This window comes from Sphingopyxis sp. LK2115 (assembly GCF_014595975.1).
Lineage (GTDB): Bacteria > Pseudomonadota > Alphaproteobacteria > Sphingomonadales > Sphingomonadaceae > Sphingopyxis.
Genome location: NZ_JABWGQ010000015.1, coordinates 87,177 through 105,706, shown reverse-complemented (window position 1 = coordinate 105,706; position 18,530 = coordinate 87,177). Strand labels below are relative to the sequence as shown.

The following is an 18,530-nucleotide window of genomic DNA, read 5'->3' as shown; positions in this document are numbered from 1 at the left end:
CGATGCTGTCGGTGGCGATTGCGGCGGGAGCGTTGTTCGGCATCGCCGAAGTCGCGAATTGGCGTCGCAACAACCGGCGCGACGTCGACAAGGTCGGATTCATGCCGTGGCGCGGGATCGCGCTGACGTCGGCGGGGGTTGCGTTTTTGGCCGCGGCGCTGGCGCTGAAGCCGTGATTCCTTCTCCCCTGGGGGGCGGGGGCTTATACTACAGGCACGCCTCCAGATACGGCTGGTCGAACCCGTACTGCCGCGCTTTTTCCAGCGTGTAGGGACGCAAGCCCATCGAGCGATATTCGCCGACGATCTTGCCGTCCTTGTCTTCGTCCAGATATTCGAACTTGAACAATTCCTGGGTGACGATGACGTCGCCTTCCATGCCGATCACTTCGGTGATGTTGGTGACGCGGCGCGAACCGTCGCGCAGGCGCTTGATCTGGACGATCAGGTCGACCGAATCGGCGATCTGTTTCGAGATCGCTTCCTTCGGAATCTTGATGTCGCCCATCAGCACCATATTTTCCATACGGCCGAGGCATTCGCGCGGGCTGTTGCTGTGGAGCGTGCACATCGACCCGTCGTGACCGGTATTCATCGCGGCGAGCAGGTCGAAACATTCGGCGCCGCGAACCTCGCCCATGATGATGCGGTCGGGGCGCATACGCAGCGCGTTCTTGACAAGGTCGCCCATGTGGATCGCGCCATTGCCTTCAAGGTTCGCGGGGCGCGTTTCGAGCGGCAGCCAGTGCGGCTGTTGCAGGCGAAGTTCGGCGGCGTCCTCGATGGTCAGCACGCGCTCGCCGGGGTCGATCATCTTGGACAGGGCGTTGAGCATGGTGGTCTTACCCGAACCCGTGCCGCCCGAAATGACGATGTTGAAGCGGCTGGCGCCTGCGATTTTCAGCGCGGTGCACATCTTCTGGCTCATCGCGCCCCATTGGCAGAGCATGTCAAGCGTGATCGGCTTTGCCGAAAATTTGCGAATCGAGATCGCGGTGCCGCGCAGGCTCAGCGGCGGCACGATCACATTGACGCGGCTGCCGTCCTTGAGCCGCGCGTCGGCGAGCGGCGTCGTCTGGTCGACGCGGCGGCCGACGAGGTTGCAGATGCGCTGGGCGATCTGGAACAGATGCTGTTCGTCGCGGAACTGGATCGGCGCGAGCATCAGCTGGCCCTTGCGCTCGACATAGGTTTGATAGGGACCGTTGACCATGATGTCGGAAACGTCGGGATCGGCGAGCAATTCCTCCAGCGGGCCAAAGCCGAGCAGTTCGTCGACGAGCACCTTTTCGAGTGCGAACTGTTCGCGGCGATTGAGCGTGATGCGAAGCTCGGCGAGCACTTCGAGGATGATCGGGCGAAACTCTTCGGTCAGCTCGTCCTTCGACAGCGTCGCCGCGGCTTCGGGATCGACACGCTCGAGCAGGCGCGGCAGCACCTGTTCCTTGATCTTGTGGACGCTCACCTCGAATCCCTGTGCTTTTTCGGGTTCGGCCATCTCGGCGGTCGAGCGCTGGTTGAGTCGTTCCATCGCGTCGTCTTCGGGCGACAGGTGCGACGGCATCGGCAACGGGGTTTCGGCGGGCGTGTCAATCGCGGGGAACTGGGCTCCACCGGGTAGGGCGGCACCCGTCTGCATCGGCTTCGCCACGCCAAAGGCGGGGCGGCCAGCGGCTCCGGGTCGGCGTCCGAATGCACTCATTCGCTTTATCCTGCTTCGATTCTCTCAACAAGGAATCCCGCCGAAATGCTGACGGAACCCCCATATGCCACGGTGAATAAATCGGAAACTTTGACATTGTCCTAATGTCGCGGGCCGGGAGACGCGGTGCGGGAGAGAGCCACCATGTCCTTAACCGCCACTCCGCAGCGTGCGCCCGCGACATGCCCCCAATAAGTAAAAAGCCCGCATCCGGGTGGATGCGGGCTTTCGACCCAACCCGTGGACGGGGGGGGGGAGGGAGAACTCAGCCGGCGATATGTTCGGCCAGAACGGTGAGGCCCGCTTCGTTGACCTCGGCGAAGCCGCCTTCGACTTCGATCACTTCGGGCGCGGCGCCCTGCGACGCATAGATCGTCAGCGGGCCATTGCGCAGCGTCGCCATGAAGGGCGCATGACCTTCGAGCACCGAAAAATCGCCCTCGGTCCCCGGAACGGTGACCATATGGACGTCGGCGGACCGCTCGAGGCGGGCGGGGGTGACGAGTTCGAACTTCAGAGCCATGTCTTCATTCCTAAAGCCCCTCCCCTTAAGGGGAGGGTTGGGGTTGGGCTTTCGACCTTGCGCAAGGCCGAAGCCCCCACCCCGCTCGACCAGGGCCCGGCCATGCCGGACCAGTCTCTGTGCCCCTCCCCTGAAGGGGAGGGGGTAATCAACTTACGCGTCTTCGGCGAGCTTCGCGGCCTTGGCGACCGCTTCGTCGATGCCGCCGACCATGTAGAAGGCCGCTTCGGGCAGGTGGTCATATTCGCCGTCGACGACCGCCTTGAACGACTTCACCGTCTCCTCGATCGGCACGAACTTGCCGGGGATGCCGGTGAAGACTTCGGCGACGTGGAAGGGCTGCGACAGGAAGCGCTGGATCTTGCGTGCGCGGGCGACGACGAGCTTATCCTCTTCCGAAAGCTCGTCCATGCCGAGGATCGCGATGATGTCCTGCAGCGACTTGTATTTCTGCAGCGTTTCCTGAACGCGGCGGGCGGTCTCATAATGCTCCTGGCCGACGACGGCGGGCGTCAGCACGCGCGAGGTCGAATCGAGCGGATCGACCGCGGGATAGATGCCGAGTTCCGAAATCGCACGGCTGAGCGTCGTCGTCGCGTCGAGGTGTGCGAAGGAGGTCGCGGGCGCGGGGTCGGTCAAGTCGTCCGCGGGAACGTAAATCGCCTGCACCGAGGTGATCGAACCCTTGGTGGTCGAAGTGATGCGTTCCTGCAGCGCGCCCATGTCGGTGGACAGCGTCGGCTGATAGCCCACCGCCGACGGAATACGGCCGAGCAGCGCCGACACTTCCGAACCCGCCTGGGTGAAGCGGAAGATGTTGTCGACGAAGAAGAGCACGTCCTGGCCTTCCTGGTCGCGGAAATATTCGGCCATGGTGAGGCCCGACAGCGCGACGCGCGCGCGGGCGCCCGGCGGCTCGTTCATCTGGCCGAACACCAGCGCCACCTTCGAACCCTCCGGCGTCGGATTACCGTCGGCGTCCTTGGCAATAACGCCGGCGTCGAGGAACTCGTGATACAGGTCGTTGCCTTCGCGCGTGCGTTCGCCGACGCCCGCGAACACGCTGACGCCGCCATGGCCCTTGGCGATGTTGTTGATCAGTTCCTGAATGAGCACGGTCTTGCCGACGCCCGCGCCGCCGAACAGGCCGATCTTGCCGCCCTTGGCGTAAGGAGCGATCAGGTCGATGACCTTGATGCCGGTGACGAGGATCGACGCTTCGGTCGACTGGTCGACGAATTCGGGGGCCTTGGCGTGGATCGGCGCGCTCATGTCGCTGTTCACCGGGCCGCGTTCGTCGATCGGGTCGCCAATGACGTTGAGGATGCGGCCGAGCGTCTGCGGACCGACGGGGACCGAGATTTGCGCGCCGGTGTCGCGCACCGGCTGGCCGCGGGTCAGGCCGTCGGTCGCGTCCATCGCGATGGTGCGGACGGTGTTTTCGCCAAGATGTTGCGCGACTTCGAGGACAAGGCGGTTGCCATTATTGTCGGTTTCGAGCGCGTTCAGGATCGCGGGCAGCTCGCCCGTGAACTGGACGTCGACGACGGCGCCGATGACCTGCGCGACGCGGCCCGTTGCGGTGCTGGTGGCCTTGGGTGCGGCGGCCTTCTTCGACGCTGCCGCCTTGGGCGCGGCGGCCTTCTTGGCGGGTGCCTTCTTTTCAGGGGCGGGTGCGGTTGCCATGGTCTTCTTCCTTGGGTTGATCGGTTAGAGCGCTTCGGCGCCCGCGATGATTTCGATGAGTTCGGTGGTGATCGCCGCCTGACGCGTGCGGTTGTAAACGATGGTCAGCTTGTTGATCAGCTCGCCGGCGTTGCGCGTCGCATTGTCCATCGCGGTCATCGACGCGCCCTGTTCGGACGCCGCGTTTTCAAGGAGGCCCTTGAAGATCTGGATCGTGACGTTGCGCGGCAACAGGTCGGCGAGGATTTCCTCTTCGCCCGGTTCATATTCGACGGCAGCGCCGCTCGACACCGGCGCTTCGGCCGGTGGCGGAACGGGGATCATCTGCTGGCCGGTGGCGATCTGGAGCAGCGCCGAGCGGAACTTGGAATAAAAGAGATGCGCGACGTCAAAGGCGCCGGCTTCGTAAAGCTCCATCAGCTTCGCCGAAATCTCGCTCGCCTGCTCGAAGCCGATGTCGCGGATTCCGGTCGTCTCATACTGTTCGATGATCTGGCCGGGGAAGAGGCGCGCGATCACCGGGCGACCCTTGCGGCCGACGAGGTAGAAGAGAACCTTCTTGCCTTGCGATTGCAATTCGAGCGCCTTGTCGCGCGCGGCTTTGACGATGTTCGAGTTGAACGCGCCGGCAAGGCCGCGGTCGCTGTTGAGCACGACGAGCAGGTGCGTGTCGCTCTTGCCGGTGCCCGCGAGCAGCTTCGGCGCCGAATCCGACGCGCCGACCTTTGACGCGAGGCTGGCGACGACGCCTTCGAGCCGCTCGGCGTAAGGACGCGCGGCTTCGGCCGCGGCCTGTGCCTTGCGCAGCTTGGCGGCGGCGACCATCTTCTTGGCCTTGGTGATCTTCTGGGTCGATTTGACCGAGACGATCCGCCCTTTGAGTTCCTTAAGCGATGCCATTACGGCCCCTCTTGTTCGTCAGCCCGGCGCAGGTGGCCGGGCTCACGGTAACTTGGCTTACGCGAAAATCTTGGCGAAGGCGTCAAGCGCCGCGACCAGCGCCTTTTTCGTGTCGTCGCCCAGATCCTTGGTGTCGCGGATCGCCTTCAGCACATCGGCATGGTCGCTGCGCAGATAGGCGAGCATCGCCTGTTCGTAACGCGACACGTCGGTCGTCGCGACATTGTCGAGATAGCCGTTGGTGCCGGCAAAGATCGACGCGGTCTGTTCCTCGAACGGCATCGGCTGGAACTGCGGCTGCTTCAAAAGCTGCGTCAGTCGCGCGCCGCGGTTGAGCAGCTTCTGCGTCGAGGCGTCGAGGTCCGAACCGAACTGCGCAAAGGCTTCCATTTCGCGATACTGGGCGAGCTCGAGCTTGATCGAACCCGACACTTTTTTCATCGCCTTGGTCTGCGCGGCCGAGCCGACGCGGCTCACCGAAAGGCCGACGTTGATCGCCGGACGGATACCCGCGTTGAACAGGTTGGTTTCGAGGAAGATCTGGCCGTCGGTGATCGAAATCACGTTGGTCGGGATGTACGCCGACACGTCGCCCGCCTGCGTTTCGATGATCGGCAGCGCGGTCAGCGAGCCGGCGCCATTGTCGCTGTTCATCTTCGCGGCGCGTTCGAGCAGGCGGCTGTGCAGATAGAAAACGTCGCCGGGGTAGGCTTCGCGGCCCGGCGGACGGCGCAGCAGCAGCGACATCTGGCGATAGGCGACGGCCTGTTTCGACAGATCGTCATAGACGATCACGGCGTGCATCCCGTTGTCGCGGAAATATTCGCCCATCGTGCAGCCCGTATAAGGCGCGAGGAACTGGAGCGGCGCGGGCTCGGACGCGGTCGCGGCGACGACGATCGAATATTCCATCGCGCCATTTTCTTCGAGCTGGCGGACGATCTGCGCGACGGTCGAGCGCTTCTGGCCGACCGCGACATAGATGCAATAAAGCTTCTTCGTTTCGTCGTCGCCCTTGTTGATTTCCTTCTGGTTGATGAAGGTGTCGATCGCAACGGCGGTCTTGCCGGTCTGGCGGTCGCCGATGATGAGTTCGCGCTGGCCGCGGCCGACGGGGACGAGCGCGTCGAGCGCCTTGAGGCCGGTCTGGACGGGTTCGTGGACCGAGGTGCGCGGGATGATGCCCGGCGCCTTCACCTCGACGCGCATGCGCTTGTCGGCCAGAATCGGCCCCTTGCCGTCGATCGGGTTGCCAAGGCCATCGACGACGCGGCCGAGCAGGCCCTTGCCGACGGGGACGTCGACGATCGTGCCGGTGCGCTTGACCTGATCGCCTTCCTTGATCTCGGCGTCGCTGCCGAAGATCACGATGCCGACATTGTCGGCTTCGAGGTTCAATGCCATGCCCTTCACGCCGTTGGCGAATTCGACCATTTCACCGGCCTGGACATTGTCGAGGCCGTGGACGCGGGCGATGCCGTCGCCGACCGAGAGCACCGAGCCGATTTCGCTGACCGTGGCTTCGGTCCCGAAATTGGCGATCTGGTCCTTGATGACTTTGCTGATTTCAGCGGCGCGGATTTCCATTATTCAGCCTTTCATCGCAGTCGCGAAGCTATTGAGACGGGTACGGATGCTGCCGTCGATCAGCTGGCTGCCCAGCTGGACGACGAGGCCGCCGAGGATGGCGGGATCGACGGTCGCCGCGACGGTGACGTCGCGCCCGACACGGGATTTGAGGTTGGCGGTCAGCGTTTCAAGCTGTTCGGCGGTGAGCGGGTGTGCGCTGGTGACCTTGGCGGTCACTTGGCCGCGGTAATCGGCGACGATCGCGTCATACGCCGCGATCATCGCGGGCAGATCCGCAAGGCGGCGGTTTTCGGCGAGCACGCCCAGGAACTTCGCGGTCAGCGAATCGAGCTTCATCGCCCGGGCGACGGCTTCGATTGCCTTGGCGGCGTCGGCGCGCGCGACGACCGGACTCGCGATCAGTGCCGACAGGTCGGCCGATTCGGCCAGACCCGCCTTCAGATCGGCCAGGCTCTTCTTGACGCTGTCGATGGCGTTCGATTCGCGGGCCAGGTCGAACAGCGCGCTGGCATAACGGCCCGCGAGGCCCGCCGTGATGTTGCCCTGAATGCCGCCGGAATTCTCCACGCGCGAAAGTCCTTTTCTTCGATCCCAAGGGGGATGGCTGCGCGGATTTGACCGGCATCCGAAAATGCCCCCCGCTGCAAAGTCGGGGCGCGCGTAGCAACGATTGTGGCGCAATGCAAGGCGGGGGTTGGAAGTCCGAGCGCTGCCTTTCCCAACCCGCCTGCCCCACGCTTTCGCGGGAGCAGGCCCGGCGCTTGTCGAACGGCAGTCCTTTCTGCAAAAGGGACGGAAGAACGGCCCTTTGACACGCTCGGGGCGAACGGATGAGGGGCAAGGCCATGGGCGAGATGATCCGCATGAGGATGGACGATGGCGCTGAAATCGCCGTCTATCGTGCCGAGGCCGAAGGCGAACGTCGCGGCGGGCTGGTGCTCGTGCAGGAAATCTTCGGCGTCACCGACCATATCCGCGAGCTTTGCGACGAATATGCCGCCGACGGTTATGAAGTGCTCAGCCCCGCGCTCTTCGACCGCGAGCATCCGGGGTTCGAGAGCGACTATTCGGGGCCGCAGTTCGAACGCGCGGTCGAGCTGGCGCGCGAGCTTCATCCCTTTGAACAGAGCCTGAAGGACGCGCAGACCTGCATCGACGCACTCAAGGATAAGGGGCCAGTCTTCATCACCGGCTATTGTTATGGCGGGTCCGTCGCGTGGCGCATGGCGCAGGTCAGCCCCGATCTGGCGGCGGCTTCCTCCTATTACGGCAGCCTCGTGCCGACGATGTTCAGGGACGCGGCGCCGCGCTGCGCGACCATCGCCCATTTCGGCCGCTATGATGGCGGTATCCCGATGGACGGCGTCGAGGCGCTGATCGCAAAGGATCACCCGACGGCGCAGATTTTCGTTTACGATGCGGGGCATGGCTTCAACAGCGACCGCCGCAAGGATTATCACGAACCGAGCGCGGATCTGGCGCGCGAGCGCACGCTGATGCTGTTCAGGGCGTGCGGCGGGTGAGCTTCGCCAGGCTGGGCCTTCTGATTCTCGTTTTTGTCGTGGCGGCGGCGGCGCTGCTCTATACCCAGCAACGGCGGATGATCTTTCCGGCGCCCGCGCAATATCCGCAGGCGCCGCCACCGGGGTTCCGGTTGGTCCACACGCAGACCGACGACGGGCTGCGGCTGATCGCCTTCTACCGCGCGGCGCAGCCGGGCCAGCGCACCATCCTGTTCTTTCACGGGAATGGCGACAATCTGCTTGGCGCGGTTCAGGCGACGCGCGGCTTCGCGGCGAAGGGAAACGGGCTGCTGCTCGCCGAATATCGCGGCTATGGCGGCAACCCTGGTTCGCCCAGCGAAGAAGGTCTCTATCGCGACGGCGCGGCGGCGATGCGCTGGCTGGCGGCAGAAGGGATGGCGGAGCGCGATGTCGTCGTCGTCGGCAATTCGATCGGGTCCGGTCCGGCGACCGAAATCGCGCTGCGGCACGATGTCGCGGCGCTGATGCTGGTGTCGGGCTTGTCCAGCCTGCCCGATGTTGTGGTGGAGGCGATCCCCTTCGTCCCGCGCTGGCTGATACGCGATCGCTTCGACAATGGCGCAAAGCTTGCGCGGGTGAAGGCGCCTGTTTTCCTGTTGCACGGCGATGCCGACACGCTGGTGACACCGGCCAATCTGGAGCGACTGCGCGCCGCGCGGCCCGATGCGACCGTGGTGCGGATCGCGGGCGTCGGGCATGAACTGGCCTATACCGCGCCCGCGCAGGCGCAGCTGTCGCGGTGGATGGACGGGCTGCGCTGAGGCTCAGTCGCCGGGCGCGGACTCCGCCGCCGCGCCGGTCGCCGGTTGGCAGCGATAGACGAGGCGTTCGTTGGGGGTGGCGGGCAGCGCGCTGCGGATCGCGTCCTGCTGCGCGGCGAGGCCCGCGAGTTCGCCGGGGTCTGCGGTGCAGATCTTGAGCGTGATCGCGGTGCGCGTCTCGCGGGCCTTTGCCATCGTTTCGGCATCCAGCAGATAGCGTTCGACGCGATAGTCGCGCCCCGCGGCGTCGATCGACGCAACCGTGACGGTCGCTTCCTCGTTCGGCACCAGGATGCGCTGCCAGCGGCCGTCGGCGCCGCGCGTATATTGGGTGCGGCCGTTGACGCAGCCGCCCTTGCCGATGCGGATCGGCACGTCGGTCGTCGCCGACACGGTGATCCGGCTGCGGTCGGGACGGATCGTGCAAAGCAGGCTGCCCTCGGCGAGCTGCGGCGCTTCGCTTGCGGGGGATTTGGCGGCCTCGTCGGCGATGTCGGCATGGGCATCGGGCCGGGTGACGAACAGCGCCACCGCCGCGAGCATCAGCGCACCGCCGCCGCCGCCCGCCAGCTTGGCATGGCGCAGATTCTTCTGGCTGTAGAACATCAGCCCGGCGCCCGCCGCGAGCGCGCCGATGACGAACAGGACGCCGGCGAGCGCGATGCGATTTTCGCGCGCCGCCAGCGCCTCCTCCTCGGCGCGCGCCTGCTTGAGCTCGCGGTCAAGTTTTGCCGCGGCGTCGCGCGCGGCATTGGCGGCGGCGGCGGCGCGCGCCTCGGCCTCGATCGCCGCGCGTTCGCGTGCGTCGGCTTCGGCCATCGACAGGCAGGTGGTGCCGACGCTGCCATATTGCTGCCCCGCATCGGCGAGGAAGCGCGTAAGCTCGCGCCCGGCGATCGCAAAGGCAAAGGGCGAATCGCCGTCGTCGGCGCGGGTGATCGCGGTATTGATGCCGACGATGCGCCCACACTGGTCGACGAGCGGTCCGCCGGAATTGCCGCGCGAGATTTTGGCGGTGTGAATCAGCATGGCGACGCCGTCGACCGCCTGCATGTTCGAAAAATTGCCCTCGCTGCGCGTCGGCGTGCGCGGGGTGATATAGTCGTTCGCGCTGCGCGCGGTCGCAAGGTCGACATTGCCGGGATAGCCGAGCGCGACGACATCGGCGCCCGATTCGAGCGGGCCGGTGTAGACGGCGGCGGCGGGCAGGCGCCCCTCGGTGATCTCGACCAGCGCGAGGTCGCGCGCGGTATCGATCGCGATCAGCTTGCCGGCAAAGCTTTTTTGCCCTTCCGACGGAACCACGCCCAGCGCGACATTGCCTGGGTAGCGCGCCGCCGATTCGACGACATGCGCGTTGGTGACGATGCGCGTCGGCGAGATGGCGATGCCGCTGCCATGGCCGAAACCGACGACCTCGCCGTCCATCATCGCAACGGTGACGACGCGCACGACGCTGCGCGACGCGGCGCTGATGTCGTCGGCGGCGCGCGCGGGGACGGTGAGGGCGAAAAGGGCGAGCAGCAGCGCGAGGAAGCGGGTCATGGCGCGGCAGACTAGTCGAGCAGGCTTTGAACGCAAGCATCGGGACGCGGCGCGGACGGCGTGGCGGCATGATGATCGCGAACCAGAGAAAGGACGATGCGATGACCTACAGGATCAGCGGGCTGTCACCCGACCTCTTCGCCCCCCTGTTCGCGATGGATGACGCCGAGCTTGCCGCGAACAACGCGCGGCGCGTCACCGCAGAGGCCGACCGCGGCTGGCCGTGTCGGATCAGCCTGGAGGATGCGAAGGCGGGCGAAGAACTGATTCTGCTCCACCATGTCAGCCACGATGTCGAAACGCCCTATCGCAGCGCCTATGCCATCTATGTTCGGCCGGGCGTCGAGGCGGCGATCTGGCGTGACGAAACCCCGCCGGTGTTCGAGGGGCGCCCGCTCGCGCTGCGCGCCTTTGGCGCCGACGGGATGCTGAGGACCGCGGCGCTGGCGGGGCCGGGCGACGCCGATGGCGCGATCCGCAACCTGTTCGCCGACGATGCCATCGCCTATATCGATGCGCATAATGCCGCGCACGGCTGTTTCGCCGCGCGGATCGAAAGGGATGAGCCATGAGCCGCCACCTTCGGATGGCCGACGATGAATGTTGGCGGGCGGTGCAGGCGCGCGACAAGGCGTTCGACGGGCGCTTCGTGACCGGCGTGCTCACCACCGGCATCTATTGCCGGCCGAGCTGCGCCGCGCGGCATCCGCTGCGTGAAAATGTGCGCTTCTTTGCCGATGGAGCGGCGGCGCGTGCGACGGGCTTGCGGCCTTGCAAACGCTGCCTGCCCGACGATGTCGCGCGCGACGAAAGCGCGGTGATCAAGGCGATCGCCGCGATCAAGCAGAGCGAGGAGCCGCTCGCGCTCGCCGATCTCGCTGCGTGCACCGGCTATTCGCCGACGCATTTCCAGCGCGTCTTCACGCGTCACACCGGCCTGTCGCCCGCCGCATATGCCCGCGCGCTGCGCGAGGAGCGCGCACGGGCGGCGCTGAGCGAGGGGTCGCGGGTGACCGACGCGATCTACGACGCCGGCTTTTCGGGGCCGTCGCGCTTTTACGATAATATGGAGGGCCGTATGGGGATGACCCCGTCAGCATGGGTGAACGGCGGCAAGGGTGTGGAAATCCACTGGGCGGTCGTGCCGACCAGTCTTGGCGACATGCTCGTCGCGGCAACCGACAAGGGCGTGTGCCGCCTGAGCTTCGCCGAGGGACGCGAGGCGCTCGAACAACGTTTCCCCGCGGCCACGCTGGTCGAAGGCGGCGAAGAATTCGCCGCGCTTCTCTTGCAGGTAATTGAAGCCGTCGAGGCGCCGACGCAGGGTTTCGACCACATCCCGATCGACGTGAAAGGGACGGCGTTCCAGGAGGCTGTGTGGCGCGAACTGCGCAAGATTCCGGCGGGCGAGACCCGCAGCTACGCCGACATTGCCGCCGCGGTCGGCAAGCCCAGGGCGGTGCGCGCGGCGGGGAGCGCGAACGGCGCGAACAATGTCGCCGTGCTCATCCCCTGCCACCGCGTCGTGCGCGGCGACGGCTCGCTCGGCGGCTACGCCTATGGCCTGCCGATCAAGGACGAATTGCTCCGCCGCGAAGGGGCGCCGGGGCAGCGCCGCTTCGACGAACTTTGATGGGTCAGCGCGGCCGGAAGCGGTTGGCCGCCGGACTTCGCCCCCAATAATCCGCCGCCAGAATGTCCAAGGAGTTTTTGCATGACTGACAAGATTGCCCGTTTCCGCGCGCTGCACACCCCCGGCGACCCACTGATCCTTGTCAACATCTGGGATGCGGGGAGCGCGAAGGCAGTTGCTGCGGCGGGCGCGAAAGCGATAGCGACGGGCAGCTTCGGCGTCGCTGGCGCGCAGGGGCGCGCCGATGGCGAGGATTTCCCGATCGACGATGTGTTCGCGAACCTGACACGCATCCTGTCGGTCACCGACCTGCCGGTGACGATCGACATGGAATCGGGCTATGGCGCCGATCCGGCAGCGGTCGGCGTTTCGGTGGGCCGCGCGAAGGACGCGGGCGCTGCGGGAATCAATATGGAGGACCGGCTGCCCGGCCAGAGCGATCTGCTGCCAATTGCCGAAGCGGTGGCGCGATATCGCGCCGCCGCCGACACCGGGATTTTCGTCAATGCGCGCTGCGACAGCTTCCGTGGGAAAGACGTCGCGAAGGATGGCGATGCGCTGGTTGCCGTGACGCTCGAACGCGCGCGCGCCTATGCCGATGCGGGCGCGGGGTCGCTGTTCGTGCCCTTCCTGCTCGACCCCAGGTGCATCGGCGCGATCTGCGATGCTTCGCCGCTGCCGGTGAACATATTGCGCGGCAAGGGCGGTCCGACGCACAGGCAACTCGCCGATCTGGGCGTCGCGCGGATCAGCCACGGGCACCAGCCCTGGGCGGCGGCGATGGCGTGGCTGACGGGCCAGGCGGCGCAGGTGCTGGGCGGCGGCGAGCCCGATTATTGACGGTCAGACGAAACTATAGGGATCGACGTCGATCGCGAGCCGCGCTTTGGCAGGCCAGTCGATGCTGTTCACCCAGGCGCGGATCGCACCCTGCAGGTCGAAACTGCGCGGGGCGTGAAGCAGCAGGCGAAAGCGATGACGGCCGCGCAGCATCGCGAGCGGCGCGGGGGCGGGGCCATAGACGGCGAGGCCGTCGGCGACCGGCGCCTTGTCGCCCAGCCGCCTGGCGACGCCGCGCGCGACATCGAGGTCTTCGGACGAGATGATGAGCGCGGCGAAGCGGCCATAGGGCGGCGCGCCCGCCTGCCGCCGCGCCGCGGCCTCGGCGGCATAGAAACCGTCGCGGTCGCCCGCGACCAGCGCGGCCATCACCGGGGCGTCGGGCACGCGGGTCTGGATCAGCACCTCGCCGGGCTTGACCCCGCGCCCGGCCCGCCCCGCGACCTGCGCGATCTGCTGAAAGCTGCGTTCGGACGCGCGCAAATCGCCCCCGTCAAGGCCAAGGTCGGCGTCGACCACTCCGACGAGGGTGAGATTGGGGAAATGATAACCCTTGGTGACGAGCTGGGTGCCGATGATGATGTCGACGAGCCCCTGTTCGACATTGGCGACGAACTCGGCGGCTTTCGCGGGCGACCAGAGCGTGTCCGAGGTGACGATGGCGGCGCGCGCTTCGGGAAAGCGCAACGCCACCTCGTCGGCGACGCGCTCGACGCCGGGGCCGCACGCGACAAGGCTGTCCTCGTCGTCGCATTCGGGGCAGAGCCGCGGCGGCGGCATGACGTGGTCGCAATGGTGACAGGCGAGGCGATGGACGAGCCGATGCTCGACCATCCACGCGGTGCAATTGGGGCACTGGATGCGGTGGCCGCAGGTGCGGCACAGGGTCAGCGGCGCGAAACCGCGGCGGTTCAGAAAAAGCAGGCTCTGCTCGCCTTTGTGGAGCCGGTCGGCGAGTGCATCGACGAGCGGCGGCGCGAGCCAGCGGCCGCGGTCAGGCGGATCGCGCCGCATGTCGATTGCGGCGAGACCGGGCAGCGTCGCACCGCCGAAGCGGGCAGGCAGGCGGATGTGGCGATAGCGCCCCGCCTCGACCATCGCGAGGCTTTCGAGCGCCGGGGTCGCGCTTGCGAGGATGACCGGCAACCCTTCGAAATGCCCGCGCATCACCGCGACGTCGCGCGCGTGATAATGGACGCCGTCCTCTTGCTTGAAGCTCGTCTCGTGCGCTTCGTCGACGACGATGACGCCCAGATTCGCATAAGGCAGGAAGAGCGCCGAGCGCGCGCCGACGACAATTTTTGCCTCACCACTCGCGATCGCGTGCCACGCGCGGCGGCGCTCGGTGGAACGAAGCCCGCTGTGCCAGGCAACGGGCTCGCAGCCGAAGCGCGCGGCGAAGCGGGTGAGCATCGGCTCGGTAAGCGCGATTTCGGGGAGCAGCACCAGCGCCTGCTTGCCCGCGTCGATCGCGGCGGCGATCGCCTCCATATAGACTTCGGTCTTGCCCGACCCGGTGACGCCGTCGAGCAGCAGCGTGTCGAACCTTGCACCGGCGACGGCATCGCGCAGCTGTGCGGCGGCGGCCGCCTGCTCGGCGGACAGGTCGGGCGGCGCGAAGACGGGATCAGGCTGGGGATAAGGCTCGTCGGCCAAGACGGTCACGGCTTCGAGCGCGCCGGTCTGGACCAGTCCGCGGATCACGGCCTCGCTCACTTCGGCGAGCGCGGCGAGTTCGCGCACGATGCCCTGCCGGCTGCCGATCTTTTCGAGCGCGAGCGTCCGCTGCGGCGTCATCCGCTTCGGCATTTCGCCGGTTGCGCGATATTCGACGATCGGACGCCGCGCATCGGCAAAGGCGATGCCGGGCAGCACCATGCGCAGCACCGCGCCGGGGGGGCTGAGATAATAGTCGCTGGTCCATTCGACGAGGCGGCGGAGCGGTGCCGCAATGGGCGGCACGGGCACGATGTCATAGAGGTTGCGCAGCCGGTTGTCGCCGACCGGATCGGGCGCGCCGAAGCTTTCATCCTCCCACACCACCCCGCCCATCCGCCGCGGACCCAGCGGCGCGACGACGACGCTGCCGAGCGGCGCTTCGCTGCCCTGCGGCACGCGATAATCGAGCGGGCCGAGAGCGGCGGTGAGCAGGAGGACGCGGGCGCGGGTCATGGATGGGGGAGGATATAGGGCGGCGGGTGAAATAGGAAAGCCGCCTGGTCGGCGGTGGCGGCTTTCGCCCGGTTTTGGCCATAAAGCCGCTACCCTGAAGAACAGGGACTTGATTGCGCTACGTCAGCTTGCCACCTAATGCCGCCATCCACGCCTAAGTCGGAACCAGCGCTGCCCGCGCGCTGCGTTTCGCTGCTTTCGGCCGCCGGAACCAGAAGGTCCATACCGCAAGGCTGCCGAGCAGCGTCAGCGACAGGCCCGAAACCGTCATCAGGCCGCGCCAAGCCCAACCGCCGACCCTGGATGCATGGATCGGGAATGCCGTGTTGAACGCCTGCGCGCCCAGCGGCATCGCGAGCGCGTCGCGCGCGCCGAGCAACTCGCCCGTTGCGGCGTCGAACCACAGGGTCGTGCGGCCGTTGGGGAGCCATTCGGCGGGCTGCTTCATCCTGAGGCTGATCGGGTCGCCATCCTCGCGCGGCAGGCTGAGGATGCGAAAATCGGCATCGGGGAAACGTCGGTGCGCTTCGGTCAGCATCGCAGTGTAATCGGGCTTCGCCGCCAGCGGACCGCCCTTGTATTTCGGCGGATCGAGCGCCTTGGCGGTCTCTGCGACCGGGCCAAAAGGCGCGACCACCCCCAGGGCGAACGGGCGGAAAATCATCATCGTGCCGGTGATGATCGAGATCAGCAGCAGCGGCGCGACAACGATGCCGAGGTCGCGGTGGTGCATGACGATCGACGGTCGCGACAGGCGCCTGGGCCAGAGGCGCAGCTGAAAGGTCCGCCGTGTCCGCCACCAGAGGATCGCCCCGCTGATGATGAAGAAGAGTCCGGCAAGCCCCGCGATGCCGATCACCCATTCGCCATTGTCGCCTGCGAAGAGATGGTGATGGAAATCGAAGATCCACAATTCGGGCCGTTCCCACTGGCTTGCCCAGCGTGCGGCGATCTCGCCGGACTGGCTGGCATAGGCGCCCGCGTCCTGCTCCAATCGCAGCTGATGCAGCCCGAAGCGGTCGTCGGCATAGATGATGCCCTGCGCGCCCGGCGCCGCCATCAGCTTTTCGGTCGCGACGGCGACGCTCGCAAGGTCGCCGCGCAGCGGGTCGCTCGCGCCCGGAACGCCGATCCACAGATGTTCGTAGAGCAGGATCGTGCCAGACAGGCCGAGCAACGCCAGCACGAGACCGATCAGCCCCCCGGTCCAGCGGTGCAGTGTGTCGAGCAGTTTCATCATTTTGGCAAGGTCATCCTGAAAAAGCCTTGTGTTCGCGCGGAGTCGAACGCGGCGCATAGCGCCAACGCGGGAACCCATCGCCGACTGGGCCGGCATGACGCCGGCCGGAGATGTGCCCCCGCCTTCGCGGGGGGAAGGGTTTGGTTAAAAGCGATAGTCCCACCCCAGCGTGAAGCTGCGCCCGCGCCCGGCGAAGTTGAAGAAATTGTCGGTCGGCCGCTGGGTGTCGCTTGCGTAGCTGATATATTGTTTGTCGAACAGATTTTGCACCGCAAGGCTGACCCCGCCGAGGCGTGTTTGATAGCGGACGATTGCGTCGGTGAGGTTGTAGCCGTCGAAATCGTTGCGCGCGTCGCGGTTCGGGCCGCGGAAGCTGCGTGCCAGATAGAATTGCGTCTGCACCCGCGCCGAAAAGCGGCCGCTGGCATAGGCCGCCGCAAGGTTCAGCCGGTCGGGCGAAATGTTCGCGCCGTCGAGGTCGGTTTCGACCACGTCATCCCCGTTGTCGTCGAACTGGCCGACGATATGCGCATAGCCCGCCGACAGCGTCAGCCCGTCGATCGGCATCTTGACCGCGAGGTTGATTTCCAGCCCCTCGATCTCGACGCGCTGGCGCTGGACATCGAAAATGCCGTCGGGGCGTGCGATAAGCAATTGGCCCTTCTTGCTCGACGACCAGAAATAGGTTGCGCTGGCGTCGAGCGGGCCGCGCTTCACCTCGACGCCCAGTTCGCGATTGTTCGACACGATGGGCGAAATGTCGAGGAAGCTGTCGATGTCGATGCCGGGTGTGCGCACCGCGCGCGTGATGCGGCCGACGTCGGGCACGGTGTAGCCTTCGGCATAGCTCGCATAGGCGCGGATGCCGGGGCTCGGCTCGATGATCACCCCGCCGTTCAGCAATACATCGTCGAAGGTCGGGCTGCCGCCCGAAACGAACGTGCGGCCCGCCGACGCGAGCGTCGTATAATCGTCGATCGTGATCTTCACATTTTCATAGCGCACGCCGCCCGCAAGCCGGACAAGCCCTCCCGCAAGCTTGAGGTTCGCCTGGCCAAAGGGCGCCAGACTGCGGAAATCGGTCGGTGGCACCCAGACACGGTCGGTTGCGATCAGCCGTTGTTCGGTCGTGTCCCACAGCGCGTCGAACCCGGCGATCAGCGTCAGCGCTTCCAGCCCCGGCACCGCGCGTTCATAGGACAGCTTGCCGCCATATTTGCGGCTGCGGTTCTGCGACTGGTCGAACAGCGTGCCGACGGGCGCGATCGCCGCATCCTGAAAGGTCGCGATCGGATTGGGTTCGCCGCCGAAGGTGTCGCGGCTGCGGTTCCAGAAAATCTGGGCGACGAAATTGCCGCCGCCAAAGTCGCTGTCGGTCAGCGACAATGCAAGGCTTTCGGTGCGGTTCGTCGCGGGAACGCCGGGCGGCGTGCCGGGCTGTGCGCTCGTCGGCACGCCGCCGAGCTTGTTGCCCGCAACCACGGCATAATCGCCGTCGCCCTCCAGCTCGAAGCGGCTCGCGATCAGGTCGAGCCGCATCGTGTCGGTGACGGCATAGCCGAAGCGGCCGAACAAGGAGAGGGTTTCGGAATCCTGCGTCTCGCCCTGCGTCAGGTTGATGCCGACCGGGCGCCCCTCGCCGTCGAAAAACACGCCCCGGCGTTCCCATGCGGCGCCGACCGAGGCGTCGAAGCGCCCCGCCTTATACTGGACGAGGCCGGCGACTTTGCCGCCCATGCCTTCGTCGGAGAGGTCATTGTCGGCGGTTGCCTGAAGCAGCGCGCGGCCCGACACACCCTCGTCGGCGGGGGCGCCGACGGTGACCTGGTTGACGATGCCGCCGGTGCCGCCGATCCCCTGCAAGGCGTTCGATCCGAAGATCAGTTCCACCCGATCGACGAAAAAGCCGTCGATGGTGAAACCATCGCGGCTGCCGTCGCGCAGCGGGGTCGATTGCGGAATGCCGTTGATGGCATAGAGCGGCGAGCGGCCGCGCAGCGTCTCGCCCGCGCCCGAAAGTTTCTGCCGCGTCGGCGAAAAGCTGGGCGACAGCGTCGCGACCGCGTCGGTGACCGAACCCGAAATGGCGACCTGCTGGTCGAGCGCGTCCTTGTCGATGACGTCGATCGTCAGCGGCAGGGCGTTGGGCGGCAGGATGGTGCGCGCAGCGGTGACGACGATCGTTTCGCCCGCATCGCCCGCAATCGCTTCGTCGACGGGCCGCGTGTCCTGCGCGAATGCGGGGAAGGGAAGCGCGCCTGACAGCAACGCGGCGACGAGCCATTTGCGATTCATTATCAACTCCTGCTTGCGACCGGCCGCTAGTGCGACACATTCGCAAATGCAAGAAGATTTGTGGGAGAGGCGCGGGTGGGGGCGGGTGTCGACCGAAGGA

The 18,530-nt window shown here is 66.3% G+C and carries 16 protein-coding genes; 6 read left to right on the top strand and 10 right to left on the bottom strand.

Annotated features, from left to right (window positions below):
• Positions 1 to 32: 32 nt before the first annotated feature.
• Positions 33 to 176 (top strand): hypothetical protein, encoded by a 144-nt coding sequence (locus tag HUW43_RS02535; protein ID WP_223181209.1) that lies wholly within the window; start codon positions 33 to 35, stop codon positions 174 to 176.
• Positions 177 to 207: 31 nt separating this feature from the next.
• Here the strand turns inward: HUW43_RS02535 and HUW43_RS02530 are convergent, their stop codons facing one another.
• The 6 genes from HUW43_RS02530 to HUW43_RS02505 form a co-directional block, all read right to left on the bottom strand.
• Complete coding sequence (locus HUW43_RS02530) at positions 208 to 1,701, bottom strand: CpaF family protein (RefSeq protein ID WP_188235942.1); 1,494 nt, start codon at positions 1,699 to 1,701, stop codon at positions 208 to 210.
• A gap of 265 nt (positions 1,702 to 1,966) precedes the next feature.
• A complete protein-coding gene (locus HUW43_RS02525; RefSeq protein WP_120220733.1) occupies positions 1,967 to 2,224 on the bottom strand; it encodes an ATP synthase F1 subunit epsilon in 258 nt (85 codons plus the stop codon).
• Between the two features lie 153 nt (positions 2,225 to 2,377).
• On the bottom strand, positions 2,378 to 3,910 hold the full coding sequence (gene atpD, locus HUW43_RS02520; RefSeq protein ID WP_188235941.1) for a F0F1 ATP synthase subunit beta: 1,533 nt from the start codon (positions 3,908 to 3,910) through the stop codon (positions 2,378 to 2,380).
• Positions 3,911 to 3,934: 24 nt separating this feature from the next.
• Positions 3,935 to 4,810, bottom strand: coding sequence for a F0F1 ATP synthase subunit gamma (locus HUW43_RS02515; RefSeq protein ID WP_188235940.1), 876 nt, complete (start codon positions 4,808 to 4,810; stop codon positions 3,935 to 3,937).
• Positions 4,811 to 4,867: 57 nt separating this feature from the next.
• Positions 4,868 to 6,397 carry a F0F1 ATP synthase subunit alpha gene (gene atpA, locus HUW43_RS02510; protein WP_188235939.1) on the bottom strand — a complete coding sequence of 510 codons (1,530 nt, stop codon included), beginning with the start codon at positions 6,395 to 6,397 and terminating at the stop codon, positions 4,868 to 4,870.
• Between the two features lie 3 nt (positions 6,398 to 6,400).
• Positions 6,401 to 6,967: a F0F1 ATP synthase subunit delta gene (locus tag HUW43_RS02505; RefSeq protein ID WP_188235938.1), complete on the bottom strand. Its 567-nt coding sequence runs from the start codon at positions 6,965 to 6,967 to the stop codon at positions 6,401 to 6,403.
• A gap of 278 nt (positions 6,968 to 7,245) precedes the next feature.
• Here HUW43_RS02505 and HUW43_RS02500 point away from each other — a divergent pair, with 278 nt between their 5' ends.
• Entirely contained in the window at positions 7,246 to 7,923 is a 678-nt protein-coding gene (locus tag HUW43_RS02500; RefSeq protein WP_223181208.1) for a dienelactone hydrolase family protein, read from the top strand.
• Positions 7,920 to 8,705 (top strand): alpha/beta hydrolase, encoded by a 786-nt coding sequence (locus tag HUW43_RS02495; RefSeq protein WP_188235936.1) that lies wholly within the window; start codon positions 7,920 to 7,922, stop codon positions 8,703 to 8,705. Before HUW43_RS02500 ends, HUW43_RS02495 begins: the two co-directional genes overlap by 4 nt.
• A 3-nt stretch (positions 8,706 to 8,708) precedes the next feature.
• Here HUW43_RS02495 and HUW43_RS02490 read toward each other — a convergent pair whose 3' ends face one another.
• On the bottom strand, positions 8,709 to 10,250 hold the full coding sequence (locus HUW43_RS02490; protein ID WP_188235935.1) for a S1C family serine protease: 1,542 nt from the start codon (positions 10,248 to 10,250) through the stop codon (positions 8,709 to 8,711).
• 101 nt (positions 10,251 to 10,351) lie between these two features.
• Here HUW43_RS02490 and HUW43_RS02485 point away from each other — a divergent pair, with 101 nt between their 5' ends.
• From HUW43_RS02485 to HUW43_RS02475, 3 genes are all read left to right on the top strand, one after another.
• On the top strand, positions 10,352 to 10,822 hold the full coding sequence (locus HUW43_RS02485) for a DUF1203 domain-containing protein (RefSeq protein WP_188235934.1): 471 nt from the start codon (positions 10,352 to 10,354) through the stop codon (positions 10,820 to 10,822).
• A complete protein-coding gene (gene ada, locus HUW43_RS02480; protein WP_188235933.1) occupies positions 10,819 to 11,883 on the top strand; it encodes a bifunctional DNA-binding transcriptional regulator/O6-methylguanine-DNA methyltransferase Ada in 1,065 nt (354 codons plus the stop codon). Before HUW43_RS02485 ends, ada begins: the two co-directional genes overlap by 4 nt.
• 81 nt (positions 11,884 to 11,964) lie before the next feature.
• Positions 11,965 to 12,723, top strand: a complete 759-nt coding sequence (locus HUW43_RS02475) for an isocitrate lyase/phosphoenolpyruvate mutase family protein (RefSeq protein WP_188235932.1) — start codon at positions 11,965 to 11,967, stop codon at positions 12,721 to 12,723.
• Positions 12,724 to 12,726: 3 nt separating this feature from the next.
• Here HUW43_RS02475 and HUW43_RS02470 read toward each other — a convergent pair whose 3' ends face one another.
• The 3 genes from HUW43_RS02470 to HUW43_RS02460 form a co-directional block, all read right to left on the bottom strand.
• Positions 12,727 to 14,895, bottom strand: a complete 2,169-nt coding sequence (locus HUW43_RS02470) for a primosomal protein N' (RefSeq protein WP_188235931.1) — start codon at positions 14,893 to 14,895, stop codon at positions 12,727 to 12,729.
• A gap of 154 nt (positions 14,896 to 15,049) precedes the next feature.
• Positions 15,050 to 16,132, bottom strand: coding sequence for a PepSY-associated TM helix domain-containing protein (locus tag HUW43_RS02465; protein WP_188236004.1), 1,083 nt, complete (start codon positions 16,130 to 16,132; stop codon positions 15,050 to 15,052).
• 147 nt (positions 16,133 to 16,279) lie between these two features.
• Complete coding sequence (locus HUW43_RS02460; RefSeq protein WP_188235930.1) at positions 16,280 to 18,430, bottom strand: TonB-dependent receptor; 2,151 nt, start codon at positions 18,428 to 18,430, stop codon at positions 16,280 to 16,282.
• Between the last annotated feature and the right edge of the window lie 100 nt (positions 18,431 to 18,530).